The sequence below is a fragment of the Tumebacillus lacus genome (assembly GCF_026410385.1).
Lineage (GTDB): Bacteria > Bacillota > Bacilli > Tumebacillales > Tumebacillaceae > Tumebacillus > Tumebacillus lacus.
Map to the genome: position 1 here is coordinate 714,725 of NZ_JAPMLT010000001.1, position 22,829 is coordinate 737,553.

26 protein-coding genes and 1 riboswitch are annotated in these 22,829 nt (G+C 58.8%); of the genes, 4 read left to right on the top strand and 22 right to left on the bottom strand.

Annotation, left to right across the window (positions count from 1 at the left end; all coding sequences use genetic code 11):
* The first annotated feature begins 518 nt into the window (after nucleotides 1-518).
* On the top strand, nucleotides 519-1,685 hold the full coding sequence (locus tag OS242_RS03605) for a pyridoxal-phosphate-dependent aminotransferase family protein (RefSeq protein WP_267150277.1): 1,167 nt from the start codon (nucleotides 519-521) through the stop codon (nucleotides 1,683-1,685).
* Nucleotides 1,678-3,267 carry a phosphoglycerate dehydrogenase gene (serA, locus tag OS242_RS03610; RefSeq protein WP_267150278.1) on the top strand — a complete coding sequence of 530 codons (1,590 nt, stop codon included), beginning with the start codon at nucleotides 1,678-1,680 and terminating at the stop codon, nucleotides 3,265-3,267. Before OS242_RS03605 ends, serA begins: the two co-directional genes overlap by 8 nt.
* 288 nt (nucleotides 3,268-3,555) lie before the next feature.
* On the opposite strand, the gene OS242_RS03615 is transcribed toward serA, so the two are convergent.
* Entirely contained in the window at nucleotides 3,556-4,224 is a 669-nt protein-coding gene (locus tag OS242_RS03615) for an MBL fold metallo-hydrolase (RefSeq protein WP_267150279.1), read from the bottom strand.
* Between the two features lie 113 nt (nucleotides 4,225-4,337).
* The gene (locus OS242_RS03620; protein ID WP_407702068.1) at nucleotides 4,338-4,541 is read right to left on the bottom strand and encodes a helix-turn-helix domain-containing protein; all 204 of its coding nucleotides are present in this window, start codon (nucleotides 4,539-4,541) and stop codon (nucleotides 4,338-4,340) included.
* A gap of 255 nt (nucleotides 4,542-4,796) precedes the next feature.
* Between OS242_RS03620 and OS242_RS03625 the strand changes: the two genes are divergently transcribed.
* Complete coding sequence (locus OS242_RS03625) at nucleotides 4,797-6,116, top strand: helix-turn-helix transcriptional regulator (protein ID WP_267150281.1); 1,320 nt, start codon at nucleotides 4,797-4,799, stop codon at nucleotides 6,114-6,116.
* Nucleotides 6,117-6,289: 173 nt separating this feature from the next.
* Here OS242_RS03625 and OS242_RS03630 read toward each other — a convergent pair whose 3' ends face one another.
* The 7 genes from OS242_RS03630 to OS242_RS03660 form a co-directional block, all read right to left on the bottom strand.
* On the bottom strand, nucleotides 6,290-7,102 hold the full coding sequence (locus OS242_RS03630; protein WP_267150282.1) for a histidinol-phosphatase HisJ family protein: 813 nt from the start codon (nucleotides 7,100-7,102) through the stop codon (nucleotides 6,290-6,292).
* A gap of 35 nt (nucleotides 7,103-7,137) precedes the next feature.
* The gene (locus tag OS242_RS03635) at nucleotides 7,138-7,917 is read right to left on the bottom strand and encodes a thiazole synthase (RefSeq protein WP_267150283.1); all 780 of its coding nucleotides are present in this window, start codon (nucleotides 7,915-7,917) and stop codon (nucleotides 7,138-7,140) included.
* 30 nt (nucleotides 7,918-7,947) lie between these two features.
* Nucleotides 7,948-8,148, bottom strand: coding sequence for a sulfur carrier protein ThiS (gene thiS, locus OS242_RS03640; protein WP_267150284.1), 201 nt, complete (start codon nucleotides 8,146-8,148; stop codon nucleotides 7,948-7,950).
* Nucleotides 8,145-8,780 (bottom strand): thiamine phosphate synthase, encoded by a 636-nt coding sequence (thiE, locus tag OS242_RS03645; protein ID WP_267150285.1) that lies wholly within the window; start codon nucleotides 8,778-8,780, stop codon nucleotides 8,145-8,147. Before thiE ends, thiS begins: the two co-directional genes overlap by 4 nt.
* An 81-nt stretch (nucleotides 8,781-8,861) precedes the next feature.
* Nucleotides 8,862-8,980: riboswitch (TPP riboswitch) on the bottom strand.
* 42 nt (nucleotides 8,981-9,022) lie between these two features.
* The gene (locus OS242_RS03650; protein WP_267150286.1) at nucleotides 9,023-9,502 is read right to left on the bottom strand and encodes a hypothetical protein; all 480 of its coding nucleotides are present in this window, start codon (nucleotides 9,500-9,502) and stop codon (nucleotides 9,023-9,025) included.
* A 269-nt stretch (nucleotides 9,503-9,771) separates the two neighbouring features.
* Complete coding sequence (locus OS242_RS03655) at nucleotides 9,772-10,203, bottom strand: CoA-binding protein (RefSeq protein WP_323372891.1); 432 nt, start codon at nucleotides 10,201-10,203, stop codon at nucleotides 9,772-9,774.
* A gap of 68 nt (nucleotides 10,204-10,271) precedes the next feature.
* Complete coding sequence (locus tag OS242_RS03660) at nucleotides 10,272-10,436, bottom strand: hypothetical protein (protein ID WP_267150287.1); 165 nt, start codon at nucleotides 10,434-10,436, stop codon at nucleotides 10,272-10,274.
* A 118-nt stretch (nucleotides 10,437-10,554) separates the two neighbouring features.
* On the opposite strand from OS242_RS03660, the gene OS242_RS03665 reads away from it, so the two are divergent.
* A complete protein-coding gene (locus tag OS242_RS03665) occupies nucleotides 10,555-11,142 on the top strand; it encodes a YhcN/YlaJ family sporulation lipoprotein (protein ID WP_267150288.1) in 588 nt (195 codons plus the stop codon).
* A 39-nt stretch (nucleotides 11,143-11,181) separates the two neighbouring features.
* Here OS242_RS03665 and OS242_RS03670 read toward each other — a convergent pair whose 3' ends face one another.
* From OS242_RS03670 to OS242_RS03730, 13 genes are all read right to left on the bottom strand, one after another.
* A complete protein-coding gene (locus OS242_RS03670) occupies nucleotides 11,182-12,939 on the bottom strand; it encodes an ATP-binding protein (protein ID WP_267150289.1) in 1,758 nt (585 codons plus the stop codon).
* Complete coding sequence (locus OS242_RS03675; RefSeq protein ID WP_267150290.1) at nucleotides 12,936-13,655, bottom strand: response regulator transcription factor; 720 nt, start codon at nucleotides 13,653-13,655, stop codon at nucleotides 12,936-12,938. Before OS242_RS03675 ends, OS242_RS03670 begins: the two co-directional genes overlap by 4 nt.
* Nucleotides 13,656-13,736: 81 nt before the next feature.
* Nucleotides 13,737-14,939 (bottom strand): c-type cytochrome biogenesis protein CcsB, encoded by a 1,203-nt coding sequence (ccsB, locus tag OS242_RS03680; protein ID WP_267150291.1) that lies wholly within the window; start codon nucleotides 14,937-14,939, stop codon nucleotides 13,737-13,739.
* Nucleotides 14,940-14,983: 44 nt separating this feature from the next.
* Entirely contained in the window at nucleotides 14,984-16,480 is a 1,497-nt protein-coding gene (resB, locus tag OS242_RS03685; protein ID WP_267150292.1) for a cytochrome c biogenesis protein ResB, read from the bottom strand.
* Nucleotides 16,481-16,485: 5 nt separating this feature from the next.
* Nucleotides 16,486-17,028: a redoxin domain-containing protein gene (locus OS242_RS03690; RefSeq protein WP_267150293.1), complete on the bottom strand. Its 543-nt coding sequence runs from the start codon at nucleotides 17,026-17,028 to the stop codon at nucleotides 16,486-16,488.
* A gap of 178 nt (nucleotides 17,029-17,206) precedes the next feature.
* On the bottom strand, nucleotides 17,207-17,743 hold the full coding sequence (locus OS242_RS03695) for a YhcN/YlaJ family sporulation lipoprotein (RefSeq protein ID WP_267150294.1): 537 nt from the start codon (nucleotides 17,741-17,743) through the stop codon (nucleotides 17,207-17,209).
* Nucleotides 17,744-17,795: 52 nt separating this feature from the next.
* Nucleotides 17,796-18,527, bottom strand: coding sequence for a pseudouridine synthase (locus tag OS242_RS03700; RefSeq protein WP_267150424.1), 732 nt, complete (start codon nucleotides 18,525-18,527; stop codon nucleotides 17,796-17,798).
* An 81-nt stretch (nucleotides 18,528-18,608) separates the two neighbouring features.
* Nucleotides 18,609-18,959 (bottom strand): peptidoglycan recognition protein family protein, encoded by a 351-nt coding sequence (locus tag OS242_RS03705; protein WP_267150295.1) that lies wholly within the window; start codon nucleotides 18,957-18,959, stop codon nucleotides 18,609-18,611.
* 109 nt (nucleotides 18,960-19,068) lie between these two features.
* Nucleotides 19,069-19,605 (bottom strand): spore maturation protein, encoded by a 537-nt coding sequence (locus OS242_RS03710; protein ID WP_323372893.1) that lies wholly within the window; start codon nucleotides 19,603-19,605, stop codon nucleotides 19,069-19,071.
* Nucleotides 19,602-20,198, bottom strand: a complete 597-nt coding sequence (locus OS242_RS03715) for a nucleoside recognition domain-containing protein (protein ID WP_267150296.1) — start codon at nucleotides 20,196-20,198, stop codon at nucleotides 19,602-19,604. Before OS242_RS03715 ends, OS242_RS03710 begins: the two co-directional genes overlap by 4 nt.
* Before the next feature lie 12 nt (nucleotides 20,199-20,210).
* Nucleotides 20,211-21,410, bottom strand: coding sequence for a D-alanyl-D-alanine carboxypeptidase family protein (locus OS242_RS03720; RefSeq protein ID WP_267150297.1), 1,200 nt, complete (start codon nucleotides 21,408-21,410; stop codon nucleotides 20,211-20,213).
* A 128-nt stretch (nucleotides 21,411-21,538) separates the two neighbouring features.
* Nucleotides 21,539-22,051: a GerW family sporulation protein gene (gene ytfJ / locus OS242_RS03725; RefSeq protein ID WP_267150298.1), complete on the bottom strand. Its 513-nt coding sequence runs from the start codon at nucleotides 22,049-22,051 to the stop codon at nucleotides 21,539-21,541.
* Nucleotides 22,024-22,773, bottom strand: a complete 750-nt coding sequence (locus OS242_RS03730; protein ID WP_267150299.1) for a DUF2953 domain-containing protein — start codon at nucleotides 22,771-22,773, stop codon at nucleotides 22,024-22,026. Before OS242_RS03730 ends, ytfJ begins: the two co-directional genes overlap by 28 nt.
* Nucleotides 22,774-22,829 lie beyond the last annotated feature (56 nt).

Here is a 22,829-nt window from a genome sequence, read left to right on the forward strand (position 1 = left end):
AAACACGAACATTTTTTCACCGAAATACACTTGACGTTCGGAAAATGCCCGTGATAGAATACAGACAATTCAAGAACACACAATTTCATCACAAGTGAAACGCGATGAGGGAAATCGTCCTTGTCCTTGACGCTTCAGAGAGCCGGTGGTCGCTGTGAACCGGTGCGTCAGACAGAGACTCAGCATTCCGGAGCGTCTTTCCGAACGGCACCTTGACCCCTGCGGCGGGGATGTCCAGTAGGCAATCACGGCTCGGCCCCGTTATCGGCCTTGCAGATCGTCGCAGTGTTTCAGGCGGCAGACCTGCTGAGGCGTCCGTTTGCGAGAACGGATGCGAACAAGGGTGGTACCACGAAGGATCTCGAACTCCTCTCGTCCCTTTCCGTACAAGAACTGCGGCTGTGCTGTCTGCACCTGTCGCGTTCACAGGATTTTTGTGCGGAGAGGGATGAGAGGATTTTTTCATTCCCTGTAGTCACAAAATTCCGAAAACAACCACATTCAGGAGAGTGATCACGATGTTCCAAGGACAGACGATTTTGCGTATCCCCGGCCCGACCCCGATCCCGCCGACCGTTGAGCAAGCCCTGAGCCGACCGATGATCGGCCACCGCAGCGGCGAGTTTTCCAAGTTGTTTGCCGAGACGGCCGAACGATTGAAACTGGTGTTTCAAACCGAGCAGGACGTGGCGATCCTCGCCGGCACCGGCACCGCCGGGCTGGAAGCGGCCGTCGCCAACACCGTCTCGCCGGGTGACACCGTCCTCGTCTGCACGGCCGGCAACTTCGGCGAACGGTTTATCAAAATTGTGAAGTCCTACGGCGGCCGCGTGCTCGTTCTCGAAGCGCCGTGGGGCGAGAGAATCGCACCGGACGCGGTTCGCCGTGAGCTGGAGCAACATCCGGAGATCAAGGTCGTCTTTGCCACCCACTGCGAGACGTCGACCGGCGTGCTCCACGACATCGAGGGCATCTCCAAAGCGGTGCGCGAGACGGAGGCACTGCTCGTCGTCGACGCGGTCTCCTCCCTCGGCGCGACCGACCTGCCGATGGACCGCTGGGGCGTCGACATCGTCGTCACCGGCTCGCAAAAAGCGTTCATGCTGCCGCCGGGTCTCTGCTTCCTCGCCTTGAGCGAACGGGCGTGGCAAGTCGTCGAGCAAAACGACTCGCCGCGCTTCTACTTCGACCTCCGCTCCTATCGCAAGAAACTGGCGGAACGCACCACGCCGTACACCCCGGCCGTGTCGCTGATCTTCGGTCTCGCCGAGGTGCTGAACCTGATCGAGCAAGAAGGTCTGCAACAGGTCTTTACCCGCCATCTGCTGATGCGCGATATGGTCCGCGCAGCGGGCCGCGCACTGGGACTGCCGCTGTTCTGCTCCGACGAAGCGGGCGCGCCGACGGTGACCTCGTTCTCCGGCAACGGATTTGACGTCGAGGCTTTGCGCAAAGTACTGCGCACCGAGTTTGGCATCGTTATCGCAGGCGGCCAACAGCATTTGAAAGGCCAGATCTTCCGCATCGGCCACATGGGCTACTGCACCCCGCTCGACATGCTGCAAGTGCTCGCCGCGCTGGAACTCGCCCTGCTGCGCGTCGGTGCCGCTGTCGAGCTCGGAGCGGGTGTCCGCGCAGCCGGGCAAGTATATCTCAACGCCAAGGAGGCCCTCAAACATGCCTAAATACCGCGTACTCGTCAGTGACCCGATCTCCGAACAGGGCCTCGGCGCTCTGCTCACCTCGCCTGATGTCGACGTCGACATCCAGACCGACCTCGCTCCCGATGAACTCAAGGAAATCATTGGCGACTACGACGCCCTGCTCGTGCGCAGCCAGACCAAGGTGACCGCCGAGATCATCGCGGCGGGCAAAAACCTTCGCGTCATCGGTCGCGCGGGCGTCGGTGTCGACAACATCGACACGGCGGCTGCCACCCGTTACGGCGTCGTCGTGATCAACGCCCCGGACGGCAACACGATCTCCACCTGCGAGCACACCTTCGCGATGCTGATGGCGATGGCGCGCAAGATCCCGCAGGCGCACGGCAAGCTGAAAGCCGGCACCTGGGACCGCAAATCGTTCGTCGGCGTCGAGCTGAACGGCAAGACGCTCGGCATCCTCGGATTTGGCCGCATCGGCGCGGAAGTGGCCAAACGGGCGCTCGCGTTCAACATGCGCGTGCTGGCGTTCGACCCGTTCCTGACTCGCGAGCGCGCCGAGGCGCTGGGCGTGAAGATGTCGACCGTCGATGAGATCGTCGAAAACGCCGACTTCATCACCGTCCACACTCCGCTGACCAAAGAGACCAAGCATCTGCTCTCCCGCGACCAGTTCGCCCGGATGAAAGACGGGGTCCGCCTGCTCAACTGCGCCCGTGGCGGCATCATCGACGAAAAAGCGCTGGCTGAAGCGTTGGAGAGCGGCAAAGTGGCGGCGGCCGCCCTCGACGTATTTGAAGAAGAACCTCCGCTCGGCAACCCGCTGCTCGACTACGACCAAGTCGTCACCACGCCGCATCTGGGCGCATCGACCGAAGAGGCGCAGATCAACGTCGCCATCGACGTCGCCGCCGAACTGCTGAACATCCTGCAAGACAAACCGTTCAAAAACGCAGTCAACCTCCCGTCTCTCCCCGGCGACGTGCGGCAAGCGCTGGAGCCGTACCTGACGCTCGCCGAAAAGCTCGGCACGCTCGTCTCGTCGCTGACCGACGACTCGGTGCGTCGGATCGAAGTGACGTATGCGGGCAAGCTGGCCGACGGGCAGACGGAGCCGATGACTCGCTATCTGCTCAAAGGGCTGCTCTCCTACCACCAAGGCGAGACGGTCAACTACGTCAACGCGCCGTTCCTCGCCGAACAGCACCGCATCGCCGTCGAGGAGACCAAGACGACGCGCCACCACGTGTATAACAATTTGCTCCACGTTCGCCTCGTCACCGAAGGCGAAGCGGTCACCGTCGCCGGCACGTTTATCGACGGCCTCGGCCCGCGCATCGTCCAGATCGGCGACTTCACCGTCGATCTCGCCCCGCAAGGCGTGCTACTGATGACCGAACACCGCGACAAACCGGGCATGATCGGCCAGGTCGGCACGATGCTCGGCATGGCCGAGATCAACATCGCCTCGATGCAAGTCGGCCGCCGTGAAGAGGGCGGGCGTGCCCTGATGGTGTTGCAGGTAGATAAGACACCGGAGGAAGAAACACTGCGCGCCATTGAAAAGATCGCCGATATCACGAAGTTCCGCGATGTCGTGCTCTAAAAGATGACAACGACCTGAGTCCGGCAAAAGTGCCTAGCTCAGGTCGTTTTTTTATAGCTACATCTGTCTCGCCGCTTCCGACCCGAGCCGTCAACGCGGCCAGCCGGAAGGACGCCGACTGGAACGACGCCAACGGCTCAGCGTGCCTTCGATCCCTTCCATCTTCGTTCGTCCTGTTGTGGGAGACGGAGGCTCACATCCGTTCGGTGCAGCTATTTACTCCGAATCGTGCGGGAAAATAAACAAGAGCGTTGTGCATCGTCTGCACACCGCTCTTGTTTACTATCCCTATGTCCATCTCACGTTCGGACCGTCCGACAAGATGTCGCTCTTGTCGTTGACCGCCCAGTTGTTCTGCCGCTCATAGCCGACCGTCGTCTCCGGCCCGTGGCCCGGGTAGACGACCGTGTCGACCGGCAGCGTGTACAGTTGCTCGCGAATGCTCTTGATCAGAGTCGGACCGTCGCCACCGTACAGGTCGGTGCGGCCGATACCGTTTTGGAACAGCGTGTCCCCGGCGAAGACCATGCCGTCCGTCACAAACACCACATGACCTGGCGTGTGTCCCGGCGTGAAGCGCACTTCAAATGTGTACGAGCCTACCGTGAGGGTGTCCCCGTGCGCGAAATGCCCGTCCGCAGCGGGACCGGTGATCGGCTCCATATACTCCGCATACCGACCGGAGCCGTTGAGATCCGGTTCGGTCAGCCAGTCCTTTTCGATCTCGTGGATCAAGACCTTCGCCCCGGTCGCTTCCTTGATCTGTTTCAGCCCGGCGATGTGATCGAGATGGGCGTGGGTCAGCCAGATCTCCTTGACGTTCAGGCCCTTCGCCGCCTCCAGCAGTTCGTCCGGGTCTTGGCCCGCATCGACGATCACCGCGTCTTTGCTGGCCGGGTCGACGATCAGATAGCAGTTGGTCTGAAACAAACCGAGCGAAAAAATATGTACGTCCATATCCATCCTCCTTTTCCTCTACTATACACGACTTGGCTCCACAAGAAAAAGGCACCGCGAGCAAGCGGTGCCTTTTTCATTCATGCATTGAATCTCTCTAATTAAAGTAAAGATCAGTACGCGTAGACGTCGTAAAGATCGGCCACCGGCACCCCCAGTGCCTGGGCGATCGTGGACAGCTTGGTCGCATTGGCGCCGCGCGTCCCCGACTCGATCGCGTAGATGTACGATTGTGAAACCCCAGCACGGTCAGCTAGTTCTTTCACGCTCAGACCTGTTTCTTTGCGCAGTTTTTTCAACTGCATCCCAATCGTCAAATCACTCATTTTGCATCCTCCCCAGATTCCCCATTACCCAGATTGCAAGACATTCCCCAATGCTTTACAATCAAGATTTTCATTACACTTATTTTATAACACAATCTGCTGTTTTTTGGTTCAGCGAGCTTTAATTAAAGTTCGATCAGCAGTTTTCGACAAAATTCTACTTTAAAACTGACGTCCCCGTACAATTGACGAAATAATTCTGGTAGAATACTATCAAATAGCCACGTCTTTTTGGAGGTTTTCACGTTGCGAGTATGGAACCAACCTCGAGCTGTGCAGATCGGCCAAAACATCCGCGAAAAACGCAAATCCCTCGGTCTTTCCCAGTCTGTGCTGGCAAAAGGACTGTTTTCGGTCCAGACGATGAGCCTGATCGAACGGGGCAAACTGGGCGCGAACGAGAGCACGCTGGAAGTGCTCGCCGAACGTCTGAACTGCTCGGTCGACGACCTGTTGGTCATGAAGCATGACCTGCAGGAAGACTGGCTCCGCGACCTGCTGGAGACCGCACGGCGCTTTCAGACGGTCGGGCGGCGGGAAAAGGCCATCGAGGTGTTGCACACGCTCTACACCGAGTCATTCGCCAAAAACAGCACGCTCTATCTGCTGGAGAGCTCCTACGGCCTGTGCCTGCTCTACCATGAAACGGGCCGTCATCGAGCGTCGACCGACTGGGGGCTGGAGGCGTTGCGCTTGCTGCAGCCGGATGAAGATCTGGAACGTGCACTCACCCTCTATTCCACCATCGGTCACAACAGCTACATCCTGGGCGAGATCTGGGACGCTTACGAACGGCTGCGCGAGGCGGAGGCGCTCGTCGACCAGCACGGTCACATCTCGGAGCAGACCGGCCGCCTCTATTACACGATGGCGATCTTAAAGCAGGTCCTGCGCAACTGGGAAGGCTGCGTCTGGTATTCGACGCGCGCCTTGCAGATCTTTGAGCAGTGTGACATGGTCGTCTTTATCGGCCGCACGCTGATGATGCTCGGCACCGCCCACAAAAACCTCGGTCGCACCGCCAAGGCATCGCAGCACATCGAACGCTCGATTCGCATCTTGAGTCAAACATCCGACCTGTCCTCACTCGCCCGTTCCTACCATTCCCTCGCCGAGCTCGAAGTCACGCTCGGTCACCTTGACAAAGCCCGCAAAAATTTCCTTCGCTCCCTTACCTACAAACGCCAGTCCCATGACACTGACGGTGCTCTGTACACGTTGCGCTCCCTCGCTCAACTGGCCCAACAGACCGGCCAGATGGAAGAGGCGCGCCACTACCTGCAGGATGCGCTCGACCGTACCGAAAAGCACAGCCTCGACCTGCAGCGGGCGGTCACCCTGCGCTGTCTGGGCGATCTGGCACTGCAAGAAGGACTTCTTGACGATTATACACAGTTATATAAACAGGCGATTGAGATTTTCGAGCGGTTCAGCTACTCCACCGAACTGGCCGAGTCTGCAGAACGCTTGGGCAATTACTACCTAGAGATCGGGCGTGAACGGTTGGCCGTGCCGTACTTGCGACTGGCAAACCTGCACTACCGCAAGCTTTTACAAAAATCATAAGCATTTGGAGGAACGTCCACATGAAAAAAGCACTCGCATCGCTCGCCATTCTGGCCTTCCTGTTTGCGATCTCCGCTCCGGCAACGGCCGTCGTCGCCGACCAACCGCCGATCTGGGGCAAACACTAGGACATACAAAAAAGAGACTCTCTCGAGAGTCTCTTTTTTCTGTCATCAGGTCAGCGTCACCATCGACCGCTCGCGTCCCGTAAAGGTCACGATCTCCCGGTAGCCCGCATCGCGGATGTACGCCACCGCCGTGTCGTAGTCCGCTCCGACGTCCTCCGGTCGATGCGCGTCCGAGGACAGCGAGATCGGCACCCCCTGTGCGCGAAACGCCCGCAGGAAATCGGGAGCCGGATAGAGCTTTTGCACCGGTTTGCGCAGCCCTGCGGTCGACACCTCGGCGGCGAGACCGTTGCGGGCAAACGCCGCAGCGATCCGCTCGTACCAGCCTTGGAAAAAGGCGGCGTCTTCCGGCTCATAGCCCATCACCTTGATCACGTCCGGGTGACCGGAGATGTCAAACAGGCGGCTCTCCGCCAGTTGGAGCAGGATCTCAAAATACTCCTCGTACGTCCGCACCACATCGCGGCGCTCCCACTCCGGCAAAAATTGCGGCAGATCAAAGCCGAAATCACCGATCCAATGAACCGAACCGATCACATAGTCGAACGGATAGCTTTTCAAAAATTCGCGCATGTCCGCATCGCGCCCTGGCACATAATCCATCTCAATGCCAAACTTGACGCGGTGACCGGCTTTGCGGGCGTCGAGGATCATCGCCATGTACTCGTCGAGATCCTGCTGCCGCCGCTCCGCCGTCCATTCGTTGTCGAACAGCTCCCGCGTCTGTTTGAAACGGTAGCCGTGCTCCGACACCCCGTATTCAGCGATGCCCTCCGCTGCCGCTTTTCGCAAAAAGTGTTCCAGCCACTCGACCGTGTACGGTCCGCGTTCCGTATGCGTGTGATAGTCTGTTCTCATCCCGGCTTCTCTCCTCTTTTTGTACAAGAATACCGCTATTCGATCATTAGATCCAGAGGGGAAGACGCATTTGCGTAACGTTTTTTCTGAATGCGGCCGGCAAGGTACCCTTTGCGGCCCGCTTCAATCGCCAATTTCATCGCTTCTGCCATCAGCACCGGATCTTTCGCGCCGGCGACGGCCGTGTTGAGCAACACCGCATCCGCGCCGAGTTCCATCGCCTGCGCCACGTCAGCCGCCGAGCCGACGCCCGCGTCGATGATCACCGGCACTTTGCCCGCGCACTCTTCGATGATGAACGACAGGTAGTGCGGGTTGAGCAGACCGAGACCCGAGCCGATCGGAGACGCGCCCGGCATCACCGCATGCGCGCCCGCTTCGACCAGATGACGGGCGAGGATCGGGTCATCGTTGGTGTAGGTCAGCACGGTAAATCCTTCTTTGACCAGCATTTCCGTCGCTTTGAGCGTCCCGATCGGATCGGGCAGCAACGTCCGCATATCGCCGATCACTTCGACCTTGATCATGTCGCACAGGCCGGACGCTTTGGCGAGACGGGCGATGCGCACCGCTTCTTCCGCCGTCTGTGCACCTGCCGTGTTCGGGAGCAGGGTGTATTTTTTCAGATCGAGCCGTTCGAGGAAATTCGGGTTGTCCGGGTTGTCAATATTCAGACGGCGAATCGCAAAGGTGAGCACTTCCGCCTCCGATGCGTCGACCGCTTGTTGTTGCACGTCGAGGTCGGAAAATTTGCCGGTGCCCAGCAGCAGGCGCGACGTAAACTCATACGTTCCGATTTTCAAAGTATCTGCCATTGTTTGTGATCCCCTCTCACTCTATCGTTCTTATCTGCCGCCGCCCACAAAGTGGACGATCTCGATCTTGTCGCCTTCCGTCACATCGGTCGTCGCATACAGATCGCGGGGCACGATGTTCAAGTTGTGCTCGATGACGATGATCCGCTCGTTCAAGCCAAAGCTCTGCACCACATCGGCGAGCGTTTTCGCCGCCACGTCGCGCTCTTGACCGTTGATGATCAGTTTCATGCTCGGTCCCCCCTCTCGCGGTCGACGATCGCACGCAGGGCACGGGCCGCTCCCGTCACATCGTCGGCACCGATCACCGCCGAGACGACCGCCACGGAGTTCGCGCCGTTTCGAATGATCTCTGCCACATCGTCCGGCCCGATGCCGCCGATGGCGACGATGGGCAAGCGCACAGCATCGCGCACCGCTTTCACGCCGGCCGGGCCGACGACCGGCTCTGTGTCGAGCTTGGTCTGCGTCGGGCGCATCGGACCGAGCCCGATGTAGTCCGCTCCGGCCTGCTCTGCCGCCACCGCCTCGGCGACGTTGTGCGTGGAGATGCCGACAAATTTGCCCGGTCCGAGGATGTCGCGCGCGATTTCAATCGGCAGGTCGCCCTGTCCGAGGTGCACGCCGTCCGCGTCGACCGCCCGGGCGACATCGATGCGGTCGTTGACGATCAGACGCGCCCCCAACTCGCGGGTCAGGCGGCGCAGCAGGTGCCCCGCCGCCAGCAGGTCGCGGCCGGTGTAGTCTTTCTCGCGCAGTTGGATCGTGTCGGCCCCGCCTTGGATGGCGGCACGGATCACGTCTTCCAACTGCCTTCCTTTCAGAAACGCGTGACCGGTGATCACATAAAGTCTCGAATCCATCGTTCCAGCCTCCTAAAAAACAAAAAGCCGCCTCTGACTATTCCTCAGAGACGGCAGTGCGTGTCAACGTCATATGAACGCGTAGATGCCATCCCGCTTCCCTACGCTGGTATTATCCAGAGTACAGGTTCCAAGGGTTGAAAGCACAGTCAGCTGCCTTCTCTCAGCCTCCGCAGTCGGAAGCACCCCTAGGGGATTGATACGCTTTTTATGATACCATTGGTTGTTCTGCCTGACAATGGTTAATGCACCTGCGGCACAGAGACCAGCGAGAAGCCGATCACCTGATCGGCAAACACGGTCAACTGCGGCAGTTGCACCTGCTCCGTCCCTTGTCCGAGCGTCACGTCGGTCAGCGAGAGGATCGGGGCCGCATCGATCAGTTCGAGTTTTTGCTCCTCTTTTTCATAGAGGGCCAGCAATTCGGTGCGCATGTGAGTGACCATCGAGGCGACGTCCGGAGTGAGCGTCTCACCTTGTTTGGTGAACGACTCGGCGTAGGAGGGCTTGATCTCCTCCAGACGGCCTTCAATCTTGCCCCATGCGGTCAGCAGCACGACGCGGGCGGGTTGTGATCCGCTGCCGTAGCGCATCGCCACTTTCGAGAGCGCCTCCATCGTCAGCCATTTCAGCGACACGCGCTTCTCCAGCGCTTTTGGGAGGGCCGGCATCGAGGAGTGGGCCGCTTTGTCTTTGGTTTGCTCTGCTTCTTGTTTGGGCATGATGTCTCCGCTCCTTTTATCGGGTAGTATGCCCGATGACGCGGAAACTTAGTGAGCGATGACGGCAACGGTGTTCAGATCGAGCCGTTCCGGCTTTTCCAGCGCGCCGAGGAACAGCAGGCCCATCACGCCGACAAAGCAAAAGAGTAGTGCTGTGCGTTTCAAAAGTAAAAACACCTCCACCCTCATTCTGTCAGAAGTGAAGGCAGATTGTCCAGCACCTGTTTTTCCACTGAAAAGACGCTCTGATCAGGCCTATCTTTGCTGACTCAGATCTTTTCTTTGCCGAGCAGCCGTCTGTGCTCGATCTTCAGGCATCTGTCCATGATCACGGTCAATCCGGCTTCCTGCGCCCGTTGGGCCGCTTCTTCGTCGACGATCTGGAGTTGCGTCCAGATCGCCTTGGCTTTGATCTGGATCGCTTGCTCAACGATGGCCGCCACCTCATGACTTCTGCGAAACACGTTGACGATGTCGATCGGCCCTTCTGTCTCGGTCAGCGACGGATGCGCTTTGCGTCCGAGCACCACATCGGCGTTCGGGTTGACCGGGACGACTTCGTACCCTTGCGATTGAATGTATTTGGAGACTTCGTAGCTCGGCTTGGTCACGTCTTCGGAAAGACCGACCACCGCGATGGTCTTCGCGTTTTTCAACAGATCGACCAGTTGTTCATCTGTCGGATTTTGAAACATTTTCATCCTCCTCAATCGATATCAATCGACAATTTTCTATAATATTTTGAATTGTTCCACGTGGAAACACAATTTTATTGCAAATATTTGACCCCGTACCGCCCTTTGGCTGTCTCGTAGATCCCTACGTACGACGGGCTTTTGTAGCCGTACACCCACCAGTCTTCGCGAAATCGCGCTGCCAGACAGCTCGCTTGAAATTTGCTGTCGAACAATTTACCGTAATACACCCAACTCATCGGCTTGCTTCTCTCCTTTGCGACGTAGTTGAATACAGTCTTCCCCACCCTGCCTAGAAATTTCCCGCGATCATCACTTTCCTCCTGGGCACACTACGCAGAAAGGAGGGATGTCCAGATGAGCAAATTCTCCCGGATGATGGCAGGCACAGCCGCTCTGACCGCCGCCCTGCTGCTGGTCGGTTGCAACCCGACCGCGTCGCCGCAAGCGGACCAGACACCTGCCAACGAAGGCCGCGACAACCTGGAGGCCCGCACGCAGCAGACACCGGCCGAACGGAAGCCCAACCTCGAACAGGTCGGCGAGATCAAAGCGCCCCGCCACGATGTCCGCGCCCCCGCACTGGGTGCGACAGACAACAAAGGGTCGGACAAATCGCTCAATCAGCAAGCGGATGAGATCGCCGAGATCGTCAACCGCATCCCCGGCGTCGAGCGTTCCGCCGTGCTGTTGACCGGCAAAACGGCGCTGGTCGGCGTCGATCTGCAAAACAAGATCTCCGGCTCGAAGATCGACTCGATCAAGTTCTCCGTCAAAGAGGCGGCCGAGCGCACCGGCAAAGGCTACAACGCGGTCGTCACCGCCGACATCGACACGGTGACCCGCGTGCGCGAGTTGATTGCCGGCGTGCGCGCTGGCAAGCCGGTCTCCACCGTCAGCGACGAGATCGCCGACATCGTCTCCCGCCTGTTGCCTGAAATGTAAAAAAAGCGATGTTCCCGTTGCGGAACATCGCTTTTTCTTTTATGCATGCAAGATCGGCAACAAAACATTGAACTGCGTGCCTGTTCCGACTTCACTTTCCACCACGATGTCGCCGTGGTGGTTTTTCACGATGTTGCGCGTGATCGCAAGTCCCAGGCCCGTGCCGCCTTTGCTCCGGGTGCGGGCTTTGTCGACTTTGTAGAAGCGATCCCAGATGAACGGCAGATCTTCTTGCGGGATGCCCTCCCCGGTGTCGCGAACGCCGACGCGTACCAGCCCTTCGGTGCGCGTCAACTGCATCGTGATCTGCCCGCCCTTCGCCGTGTGGCGGAAGGCGTTGTCGACGAGGTTGGTGAACACCTGCTCCAACCGGTCGGTGTCGCCCTGCACGAGCATCGGTTCGCTCTCCTCCGGCACGTCGACTTCGACGACCACGTGCACCTCGCGCTCGTGCGCGACGGTGGCAAATTTGCGGCCGATCCGCTTGATCAGGTGGACCATGTTGACTTCCTCGTCGTTCATCTGGAATTGGCCCGACTCCAACTGAGCCAGGTCGAGCAGATCGTTGACGAGGCGGCGCATGCGGTGCGTCTCGTCGAGGATGATCTGGGTCAACTCCTGCCGTTGCTCCGGATCGTCGCCAAACTCGTCGAGCAACGCCTCCGAATAGCCCTGCATCATCGCCAGCGGCGTGCGCAGTTCGTGCGAGACGTTGGCGATGAAGTCTTGACGCATTTTGTCCAGCGTGCGCTCGTGGGTGATGTCGCGCAGCACGGCGACGACACCGCGCTGGGATGCACCGTCCTTTTCATAGAGCGGCACCATCGTCACCACGAGGATGCGGCCTTGCCAGTCAAACTCATCGTTCATCTGCTGGCCGCTGCGCATCACCTGCATTTCCAGTTCATACAGCTCGCGAGGCAGTTCGCGGTCGTTCGGCGAGCCGGTGTCGGTCAGCAGTTTGGCGCGCATGTAGCGGCGGGCCGGCGGGTTGGCCAGCGTGACGGTGCCGTTGAGATCGGCTGCCACTACGCCGTCTGTCATCGAGGTGATGATCGAGGCGAGCTGTTCTTTTTCCCGCTCCAGATCGTCGATGTTTTCTTCCAGCTTGTAGGCGAGCGTGTTCAGCGTCAAGCCGAGGCGGCCGACCTCATCGCGGGTGACCACCTCGACTTTGCCGTGAAAGTCCCCCTGCGCCATCTGTTCGGCGACCTTGTTCATCTGCACCAGCGGCCGCGACAGATTCATCGAGACGACAAACGCCAGTCCCGTCGCCAGCATGATCGCGAGACCCGCCGCAAAGAACAGCAGCTCGCGGACGCGGTCGATCGCATCGGCGGCAGTGGTCGGCTGGATGACGTACAGCAGGCGGTCGATCTGCCCGCCTACGACCAGCGGCTGCAACGCCCAGATGTAACTGGTGCCCGTCGGGACTTCCGTGTCCCACGACGGCTGTTTGCCCTGGACGACCACACCGCGCCCTTGCACGATCTGTTCGAGCTGAGCCGGGCTGAGCTGCGCGATCACATCGTCGGCCATCCACGGCGGGATCACCTTCGGCATCCCCGCCTCTTCCTTGGCCAGTTCTTCGACGATGGTCTGGTTGAGCGGCTCCGGGTAGTTTTGAATCACATCGACCATGTGCTCGATCCGGTGTTGGAGCCGTTCTGCTTCCGCTTTGTAAAAATAGCTGTCAAACAGTTGCTCCAAAAAGATCGACAGCAACACCAGCACGACGATAAACAACCCGATGATCGTCAGCAGCAGTTTTGCGACGATAGAGTTGCGGATCTTCACTCGCCCACCTCAAACTTGTAACCGACACCCCAGACGGTGACGATCATCGACGCAGCACGCTCCGAAGCACGGCCGAGCTTTTCACGCAAACGCTTGATGTGCGTGTCGACGGTACGCTGATCGCCGTAAAACTGGTAGTTCCATACGTCGCGCAGCAGCTCTTCGCGGGAGAAGACTTTCTCCGGGCGTTGCGCGAGATAGACGAGCAGTTCATACTCTTTGGGCGTCAAGGAGACTTCGTCGCCTTCGCAGGTGACGCGGCGCGAGTCGAGATTGATCGTCAAGCCGTTGAACGTGAGCACAGAGGAGACGGCTGCCTCTTTTTCGCCCGGCACTTGCACGACGCGCTTGAGCAACGCCTTGACGCGCATCACCAGTTCACGCGGCGAGAACGGTTTGACCACGTAGTCGTCGGCGCCGATCTCAAAGCCGTGGATGCGGTTCATCTCGTCACCTGCCGCCGTCAACATGATGATCGGCGTCTCCACGCCCTGCTGACGCAGAGTCGCGCAGACATCGCGGCCGTCCATCGACGGCAACATCAGATCGAGAATGATCAGATCAAAGCGGTTTTCCAGCGCCAGATTGAGCGCTTCCTGCCCGTCGTCCGCTTCCTCCACATCGAAGGCGTTGCGCTCCAAGTACATTCGCACCAGACGGCGGATGCGGTCTTCATCATCGACGACGAGGATCTTCGGGTTTTGCGTCTGTTCCATCGGTTTCACTCTCCTGATAGACGTACAAGCCACCGGGAGTGGTGACTTGTACATGGAAGTTTGAGATTGTCGGTCGAGCCGTTACGTTGCATACGAGTGCAGACCCGAGATGACGAGGTTGACACCGACCAGCAGGAAGAGGATGACCACAAATCCGGCCACCGCCATCCACGCGGTCTTGGTGCCTTCCCAGCCCCGGCGCAGTCGCAGATGCAGGTAGGCCGTGTAGTACAGCCACGTGATCAGCGCCCACGTCTCTTTCGGGTCCCAACTCCAGTAGGAGCCCCACGCCTCTTGCGCCCAGATCATCGCAAACACCAGCGCGCCGAGGGTGAAGACCGGGTAGCCGATCGCCACCGCCCGGTAGCTCAGTTCGTCGAGCATCTCCGCGTCGAGTCCTTGCACCCATTTCGAGATGACGCGCACCAGCGGTTTGCGGGCGATCAAGCGCAGCACGCCGTACAGCACCAGCGAACCGATGATCGTCCAGATCACGGTGTTAAAGCCGACCGGCGCATTCGTGCCGTGCATCCAGCCCGGCGTCTCGATCAACGGCAGCGGGATGCCCGCCATCGTCGTCAGCGAGCCGAGGTCGGTGCCCGACGGGCCGGCCAAGGGCGGCATGCGGTAGAGCAGTTGCGATCCGGTGTTCGCGCCGGCGAGGAACTCATAGCCCGCGCCGCGGAACCCGGTTGCCAGCAGGATGAAGGCGACGAGCGTAAAGAACAGATAGATCGTAAACTCCAAAAACTTGGCTGCGCGGCTCTTGCCCGACACGTCGGTGACGACGAGCAGATACATCAGACCCGCCGCAAAGGAGATCGTCAGAATCCCTTCGCCAAGCGCGGCCGTCGTCACATGGATGCTCAGCCAGTAGGACTGGAGAGCCGGGATCAGCGGCTTGACATCGCGCGGGAACACCGACGCGTAGGCGAGGATCGTCAGACCCACCGGCGCAACGAACGCACCGAGCACGTGCACTTTATAGAAGGCATTGATGACCACAAACGCGAGCATGATCGTGAAGACCCAGAAGCTCATGTATTCGAACATATTGGAGACCGGGGCAAACCCGCCGTACACCCAACGCGTGATGATCGCGATCGCTTGCGACGAAACGCCGATCACCATCACGATATACCCCCACTTCGTCCAGAAGGTGGCTTTTTCCTTTGATTCGACTTTCATTTTTCGGCCCGTCACACCGACGATGTAGAGAATCGCCGCTGCCAGATAGGAGAAGAAAGCGGTGCCAAAAAAGAAGCCGGACAGTTGCATCATCATCTTACCTGTTCCCTCCTCTCGATCATGGTCTTGTCATGATCTCTCTATTTCTTTTTGAATTTGACCGGTTCAACGTCAATCACCGACAAGGCACGGTTAAATTCCTTGTTCATGCCGAGCCAGTTTTTGTTGGTATGGCCGCCGACATGCAGCACGCCGTCCTCCAGTCTCGCCCACACGCGGCGATGTTGGAAGTAGAACACCAGCACCAAGCCCCACAACGTCACACCACACCCCGTGTAGACAATCGGGATGCCGAGGTCTCTGTTCAGTTTCAGGCCGGTCATATGGAACACATCGACCTGCTGGAATTTCAGCGAAAACTTGTACTCCGCCCCAAGCATCTGCTCCACAAACGGAGCCATCGGCATCATCCACTGACGGCTCGGCTCCGCAAACCCTGGTCCCGAGATGTCAAACTGTATCCCCGGATTGTACGGCTCGCGGGAGTTCGTGTAGATCCCCATGTCTTTGTCGACGCGGATGTCCGGGTAGTAGTTGACGACTTTCAGCGTGTAGTCGCCGACTTTGTACTCCGGCTGCGGGTCTTCAAAGTCAAAATGGAACGTGCCGAGCGGCTTTTGCGTCGCTTTGTCCAGCAGTTGGATCTCCCCGTCCTTGAACATCGGGCTTGGGTCGAAAGAGTTTTGGAAGATGTACGTGTTTTCGTAGATCAGCGGATCGTTGACGATCAGATGCTTAATCGCGACCTCCTGATCGCCTTCGTACACGGCCACGTCCGTCTCGTACTTTTTGACGCGGGTCTGCTGCTGATCGTAGTACTCCAGCTCAAAGCCGTTGTTTTGCAAGGAGAAGCCGAGCTCTTTAACCGGTACGCGCTCCCCTTCTTTGATCCAGACCATGTCGGTGTAGTACCAGCCTGGGATCAAGCGGGTGAAGACACCGGCGATGATGATCAACAGGCCGATGTGGATCACGTACGCGCCAAATCGCGGCAGGCGGCCTTTTTCTGCAAGCAGTGCGCCTTGCTCGGTGCGGATCTTGTAGCGGCGCTTCTTCAGCGCTTCGCCGAGCCGATTCATCTCCTCTTCGCCTGCCGCTTCCTTGCTTGCATACAGCCGGTCACCGCGGATCGCCAGCACCTTACGGGCGACCGGCTGATTTTTCAACGACTTGTAGAGCGGCACGCCGCGGTCGATGGAGACGATGACCAGTGAGATCGCCAGCAACAGGACGAGCGTCAGGTACCACCACGTCGTGTAGGTGTGGCTCAGCCCGAGGCGGAAATAGATTTCGCCGAGCTTGCCGTACGTATCAAAATAGTAAAATTCCGGGTTCGGGCTCGGGATCGCGTTCTCCTGCGGATAGATCGTCCCGAGCGTCGAACCGACGGTCAGCAGCGCGATGATCGTGATGCCGACCGGAACCGATGCAAAAAAGTCCCAGATCGATTCGATGATCCCTTTGCGCCGCACAGGTCTCACAGGCCGGGCGCCTTGAGCAGCGTTCTCCTGAGCGGTCTGGTTCTCATGGTCCGTCCCTTGACCCTTACGGTTTTCTGTTTGTTCTTCGTTGTTCAATTGCCTCATCTCCCGGCATCAAGGAGTGGCTTGACGGTGTTCTCGATATACTCAAACGTCATCGGGAAATCCGCCTTTTGCACCAGATTCCCTTCCCTGTCGATAAAGAACGACGTCGGGATCGGCTTGACCTTGTACAGATCGATCGCCACCGCGTTGTCCGTATCCATCAGGATCGGGAATGTGAGCTTGTAGTTGTCGACAAATCCCTGTACAGGAACGGTCTTTTCCTTGAGATTGACGCCGAGAACGACCAACCCTTGATCTTTGTAAGTTTCGTAGGCCTGCTCGATGGCGGGCATCTCTTCCCGGCACGGTTGGCACCATGACGCCCAGAAGTTCACCAGCACCACTTTTCCTTTGTAATCGGACAGACTGGCCATTTTCCCATCCAGCGTCTGAAGGGTAAAGTCCGGTGCCGGCCCGCCGAGTTCCAGTTTGACTACCTCATCATTTTGGAAGTTGAACACCGCCCACAAGATCCCGACCGAAGCCAGGAGCAAGATGACGACTGTGACCACCTTCGAGAGGTCCGTGCGTTTCTCCATGTGTCGCTACACCTCTGCTTGTGAAAGAAAGACTTATGATTCGACATTCTGTGCGCTACTAAATTATACATGAAAGTGTACGATGTCTGACGGTCGCGAACGTGACAGTTTTATGAAAACCCCGCCCTCGTCAGCAAAGAAGCCTGCTCTGGTCACAGAGAGGCTTCTTCACGTCATCTTACTGACCCGTCGGCCATGTCGTTCCCGCGACCTCTTTAAAACGAGCTTGATACGCGTCGAGAGGACGACCGGTTTCCAGCGCGTGCGTGTAGCCGCTGAGATAATCGACCGTTCCCGGCTGGTCGGTGATGTTCACCCGATTGATCGTCCGGTCGATGGCGTACACCTTGGCACTGATCACATCGCGGACTTCGTCGGTCACCTGATAGCCCGGCGCCGGATGAACGCCGATATACGCCGTGCGGCCGACGACGAGCATCGCCGCGCCCTGCACCGCCGGGATCGACTCCAACTCGTAGGCGATCGCGTGGGCGGAGCGGATCTGATCGCCCTTTTGCATGTTGCGCGTGTCGGTGACAAACTGGCGGTCGTCAGCCGGCGGGGTAAAGCCGCTGTACGATTGCATGCCTTGATCGGCACGAGTTTCGTTTGTTTCCCGTTGGTTCGGTTGCGCTGCCTGGTTCCCGCTGCAGCCGGCGATCAACGCCGATGCGAGCAGACAGCTCGCGATCACTTTTCCTGCGTGCATATGCATCGTCTGCCTCCTCATGGGAAGTTCTTCCCATAGGATGCCCTTTTTTACCTGATCAATCCTGTCCCTCGATCCCTGCCACCGCATAGAGACGGCGCACTTCCAGTTCGGACAGCTGACGGTGTTCGCCGTAGCGCAGTCGGCCCAGTTTCAAAAAGGCCAGTTCGGTGCGCATCAGCGTTTTGACCGGATGCCCGACCTCCTCGCACATCCGGCGCACTTGACGGTTGCGCCCTTCGTGGATCGTGATCTCGAGCTGCGTCTCATCGCGAGCCGTCTCCAAGATCTTCACTTTGGCGGGCGCCGTCATGCCGTCTTCCAACTCCACGCCTTCGGAGAGCTTTTTCACCGTTTCGGCGCTCACCTTGCCGCGCACCCACGCGCGGTACACTTTGTCGATCTCCTTGGACGGGTGCATCAAGCCGTTCGCCAGCGTCCCGTCGTTGGTCATGATCAGGAGACCCGCCGTGTCGAGGTCGAGACGACCGACCGGGTAGATGCGCTCCGCATACTCGTTTTCCAGCAGTTTGACGACCGTCTTGCGCCCTTGCGGATCATGGGCGGTGGTCACGACGCCGCGCGGCTTGTTCAGCAGCACGTACACTTTTTTCTCCGACGAGATCGGGTTGCCGTCCACTTCGATCCGGTCTTTTGCCGGGTCGACTTTCGTGCCGAGTTCTTTGACAACTGCACCGTTGACCGTCACGCGGCCATCCACTATGTACTCTTCACATTTGCGGCGCGACGCCACTCCTGCCTGCGCCAACACCTTTTGCAAACGTTCCATCTGTTCCATGTGCGAAGATCACCTCTAACGCACCATTATGCGGGAAGAAATGCCCAAAAGCAAATCGCCCCCGGCACTTGACTAGTGCGGGGGGCGGTCGATGCGGATCTTCAGTTCATGCCAGGGAAAATACTCGCCGGGACAATCATCTCCGTGCGCGCTCACTTTGCCAGGGTCCATCTCAAACGCGGAAGACAGTCGCAACATCAATTTTACCAAGACAAACATCTGCTCGCGGACCACGCCCGGATCGTCTGCCAGCGTGGAAAAGTCCCCCTCCACGCAGACGTGAATATGGTCATCATCGCGGAACTGGTTGGACGGTATCACCGTGCCGTCCCGGCAGACCAAAAAGTCAAACCCCGACCCGTTGATGTCCGGACAGGCCGAGTCGTGCAACACAATCCCGACAAATCCCATCGCTGCTCCCACAAGGTCCGCCTCCCCAACCGATGCCGTTTACGTGTTCACCCATCGAGATCCTCATTGGGTGGTTTAGTATCAGCATCATATGCGGCCAAAGCCTGACCCTGTGTATGCGTTACCCAAAAATCCAATGTACGACAAAAAGCGCGGCGATGACACTGGCAAGGTCGGCGAGCAGGCCGACTTTCACCGCATAGCGGGCGTTGCGGATGCCCACCGAGCCGAAGTACACGGTCAACACGTACAAAGTCGTGTCGGACGCTCCCTGCATCGTCGAGGCGAGCTTGCCGAGAAACGAGTCCGGCCCGTGCGCCTGGAAGATGTCGGTCATGATCGCCATGCTCCCCGAGCCCGAGATCGAGCGCAGCAGCGCCATCGGCAAAAACTCAGACGGCACGCCGAGCGGTTCCAACAGCGGATTCAAACTCCCGATCAAGAGGTCGAGCGCCCCCGACTCGCGAAAAACAGACACGGCGACGAGCATCCCGACCAGATGCGGCATGATCTTGATCACCGTCGGCAGGCCGCTCTTCGCCCCGTCGATAAACGTCTCGTAGACGGGCACGCGGCGCATCAGGAGAGCGTAGGTCGGGATAAATGCGATGATCACCGGCAGCGACCAGGCTGCGATGAGCTGTACGATCTCCATCATCGCCGGTTCGTCCTCCTTCTCTCTCGATTGCGGTAATACCGGTCAAGAAACACCGCTGTCGTCGTCGCGAGGAACGTCGCCAGCACCGTCGTGACCACCACTTCTGTGGGATTGGCCGAGCCGTATTGCATCCGCAGGCCGATGACCGTCGCCGGTATGATCGTCAATCCCGACGTGTTGATCGCCAGCAGCGTGCACATCGCGTCGCTGGCCCGCTCTTTGTCCGGGTTGAGGTCTTGCAGTTCCTTCATCGCCTTCAGCCCGAGCGGCGTCGCCGCACTGCCAAGGCCGAGCATGTTCGCGCTCATGTTGGCGACGATGGAGCCCATCGCCGGATGGTCCTTCGGCACCGACGGGTACAGAAAACGGGCGACGGGGTAGATCAATTTGGCCAGCGACTGGACGAGGCCCGCGTGTTCCGCGATCTTCATCAGACCGCTCCAAAACACCACGATGGAGAGCAGACCGAAACAGACGACCGTGCCTTGCTTCGCCCCGCTGAGCACCGCGTTGGTCACCGCTTCCATCCGCCCGGTCACGGCAGCGACGATCACGCCGGAGACGAGCATAAACACCCAGATCACATTGATCATGTTGGCGCCTCCTTAGCGGCTGATCATCCCATTGATCAATTTTTTCATCTTTTCCCAAAACGTCTTCTCGGCGATATCCTTCGCGGCGAGCAGCGGCAGTTGCGCGACGAGGCGATCTTCAAAATAGATGCTGATCTCGCCGATCTTCTGCCCGGCGCTGATCGGCGCATGCAGGTTTTCTTCCAGCTTGATCTCTTTGCGCAGTTTCTCTTGCTCCTCGCTGCGCACCGGATAGGAAAACTCCTGATCGACGATCACGCCCACTTCCGCCTCCACGCCGTCCTCAACCGGAAGCGATTGCAACTCTTGATGCTCCTCGACGATGGGCTTGCTCTCGTATTTCTCAAACCCGTAGTCGAGCAACCGCGCATGGTCGACCCAGTCGCTCGACGCGTCGAGCGTGACCACCGCCACCTGACGCCCGTTTTTTGTCGCCGACGAGACGAGCGTGCGGCCGGCCGCTTTCGTGTAGCCGGTCTTTACACCGTCTGCACCGCCGTAGCGGTTGAGCATCTTGTTTTTGTTATACAGTTTGCGGTCCCACGCCTCGCCTGGCATCGGCATCCGCCACACCTTGGTCTTGACGATCGTTTGGAACGTCTCGTTGCGCAGCGCGTAGGCGCTGAGCACCGCCATGTCGTGCGCCGTCGAGTAGTGCCCGTCCGCATCGAGCCCATGCGGATTGGCAAAATGCGTCCCGGTCAGACCGAGTTCTTTGACCAGCGCGTTCATCTTCTCGACGAACTTGGCCTCCGATCCGCCCCCGACATGCTCCGCCACCGCCGTCGCCGCATCGTTGCCGGAGCGGAGCATCACGGCATAGAGCAGGTCGATCAACTTTTGCTTCTCCCCGACTTTCAGATAGATCGACGACCCCTCTTTGCCGGATGCCCGCGAGGAGACGGTGACCATGCCGTCCAGGTCCATCCCCGACTCGATGGCGACGATGGTGGTGATGATCTTGGTGATCGAAGCGATCAGCATTTGTTTGTCGGCCGATTTTTCATACAGAATGCGTCCGGTGTGCACGTCGATCACGGCTGCTGCGCGGGCGCTCACCCCGACCTCATCGGCGTACAGGTTCGCGGAAGCGGGGATCGCTTCCAGAAAAGCAGCGGTGTTTTGCGCATTGCTGTGAGTGGCGTGCGCGACAGGCGATGCCGTCATCGAAACGGCAAGAGCCAGCGCGGCCACGAACCATTTTGCTTTCATGGGGGCCCTCTACCTCGTTTCCTTTGGACTGTCTGTCCTCATGTATATGCACAAGCCCCCGGCTTATCCCAAAAAACAAAGCGGGCATCTCTCCGGTCGAGAGATGCCCGCTTTGTTTTTCGTCATGCTTAGCACTCGTAGTTCGTGGATTGGTTCGACGCGCCGCCTTCCGCGTTGCGGCGCTTGCCGTTCTGTCCTTCATGTCCTTGCCCTTGGCCCTGCTGTCCGTTCTGCTTGTTTTTCTTCATCATCTGCGAGACCTTATCCATCACTTGAGGGGCGAGGTCGATCAACTTTTCATACAGTTGGTTCGGTCCTTCGGTGGACAGCATCTTCACCTGCCCGTTCCCGACGACGAGGAAGCCGATCGGCGTGATCGACACCCCGCCGCCCGCACCGCCGCCAAACGGCAGCTCGACCGACGCGCTTTCACCGTCTTTACCGCCTTTGCCGCTCGTCTCGACCTCCGGATCAAACTCCGATCCGCCTGCCGCAAAGCCAAAGCCCACCTTGGAGATCGGCAGAATCACGCTGCCGTCCGGCGTTTCAACCGGGTCGCCGACGATGGTGTTCACGTCCACCATCTCTTTGAGATTTTCCATCGCCGTGCTCATCAAGCCTTGAATCGGATGTTCCGCCATTTTATGCCCTCCCTCAACCAGAGAAATACCAATGTCAGTCCTGCAACCATAGCTTTACCGAGCCAAAATCGGATTATGCAAGTGAGCTCCGTCCGAAAGCCTTTTGCTTGGAAATGCGGCCGCACGTCGTACTGTATCCGCTTTTTCACGCTGAAATAGCGGTAAGACAGCCCCGCGATGATGCCTTTCAGCCCCCAGACGAGGCCGGCGATGTAGGCGGTCTCGGCGGCATCGCCGGTGCCGTACGCGGTGCGCCATTCAAATTTTTGCAGCTCGAACGTCCGCGTGAACCGGCGGACCGCCCGCTTGTATTTGCGCAGTCGCTTGCGGATTTTTCGAATCTCCCGCATGATTTTCTCGATCTTCTCCACGGTGATCGTCACCCAGCCCTTTTGCCGCTTCGGCGTCTGTTTAGCCGGGTCTTTTTTCAGCGTGATCTTGCCGCTGCGCTCCATGATCGCGGCGACCGGGATGTCGTAGCCAAGGCGCACCAGTCCCGCCATCCCCCGCACGCCGATGTGGATGCGGTCATCCTTGCCCTCGCGCTTGAAATGGATCTCGATGGAAAACGGAAACAGCAGCAACAGCGCCATGACCAGCCCGAGCAAGAGCAACAGCCCGTTTAACAGCCACTCGGCCCAGCGCGGCGGGAGCATCAGCCAGGTCACGACCAGCGCAGCGATGACCGCCAAGACGATCAGGAGTCCCCGAACCCAAGTCATGCGGCCCTCCTCCAGACATTGCAGATTCTCAGATTAGCTTCTCCACTTTCTCCCAC

Excerpts from the sequence above, each read along its gene's own strand:
- OS242_RS03605 (WP_267150277.1), top strand. The coding sequence starts at position 519 with ATGTTCCAAGGACAGACGATTTTGCGTATCCCCGGCCCGACCCCGATC.
- serA (WP_267150278.1), top strand. The coding sequence starts at position 1,678 with ATGCCTAAATACCGCGTACTCGTCAGTGACCCGATCTCCGAACAGGGC.
- OS242_RS03615 (WP_267150279.1), bottom strand. The coding sequence starts at position 4,224 with ATGGACGTACATATTTTTTCGCTCGGTTTGTTTCAGACCAACTGCTAT.
- OS242_RS03630 (WP_267150282.1), bottom strand. The coding sequence starts at position 7,102 with ATGAGAACAGACTATCACACGCATACGGAACGCGGACCGTACACGGTC.
- OS242_RS03635 (WP_267150283.1), bottom strand. The coding sequence starts at position 7,917 with ATGGCAGATACTTTGAAAATCGGAACGTATGAGTTTACGTCGCGCCTG.
- thiS (WP_267150284.1), bottom strand. The coding sequence starts at position 8,148 with ATGAAACTGATCATCAACGGTCAAGAGCGCGACGTGGCGGCGAAAACG.
- thiE (WP_267150285.1), bottom strand. The coding sequence starts at position 8,780 with ATGGATTCGAGACTTTATGTGATCACCGGTCACGCGTTTCTGAAAGGA.
- OS242_RS03650 (WP_267150286.1), bottom strand. The coding sequence starts at position 9,502 with ATGCCCAAACAAGAAGCAGAGCAAACCAAAGACAAAGCGGCCCACTCC.
- OS242_RS03655 (WP_323372891.1), bottom strand. The coding sequence starts at position 10,203 with ATGAAAATGTTTCAAAATCCGACAGATGAACAACTGGTCGATCTGTTG.
- OS242_RS03660 (WP_267150287.1), bottom strand. The coding sequence starts at position 10,436 with ATGAGTTGGGTGTATTACGGTAAATTGTTCGACAGCAAATTTCAAGCG.
- OS242_RS03665 (WP_267150288.1), top strand. The coding sequence starts at position 10,555 with ATGAGCAAATTCTCCCGGATGATGGCAGGCACAGCCGCTCTGACCGCC.
- OS242_RS03675 (WP_267150290.1), bottom strand. The coding sequence starts at position 13,655 with ATGGAACAGACGCAAAACCCGAAGATCCTCGTCGTCGATGATGAAGAC.
- ccsB (WP_267150291.1), bottom strand. The coding sequence starts at position 14,939 with ATGATGATGCAACTGTCCGGCTTCTTTTTTGGCACCGCTTTCTTCTCC.
- OS242_RS03690 (WP_267150293.1), bottom strand. The coding sequence starts at position 17,028 with ATGGAGAAACGCACGGACCTCTCGAAGGTGGTCACAGTCGTCATCTTG.
- OS242_RS03695 (WP_267150294.1), bottom strand. The coding sequence starts at position 17,743 with ATGCATATGCACGCAGGAAAAGTGATCGCGAGCTGTCTGCTCGCATCG.
- OS242_RS03700 (WP_267150424.1), bottom strand. The coding sequence starts at position 18,527 with ATGGAACGTTTGCAAAAGGTGTTGGCGCAGGCAGGAGTGGCGTCGCGC.
- OS242_RS03710 (WP_323372893.1), bottom strand. The coding sequence starts at position 19,605 with ATGATGGAGATCGTACAGCTCATCGCAGCCTGGTCGCTGCCGGTGATC.
- OS242_RS03715 (WP_267150296.1), bottom strand. The coding sequence starts at position 20,198 with ATGATCAATGTGATCTGGGTGTTTATGCTCGTCTCCGGCGTGATCGTC.
- OS242_RS03720 (WP_267150297.1), bottom strand. The coding sequence starts at position 21,410 with ATGAAAGCAAAATGGTTCGTGGCCGCGCTGGCTCTTGCCGTTTCGATG.
- ytfJ (WP_267150298.1), bottom strand. The coding sequence starts at position 22,051 with ATGGCGGAACATCCGATTCAAGGCTTGATGAGCACGGCGATGGAAAAT.
- OS242_RS03730 (WP_267150299.1), bottom strand. The coding sequence starts at position 22,773 with ATGACTTGGGTTCGGGGACTCCTGATCGTCTTGGCGGTCATCGCTGCG.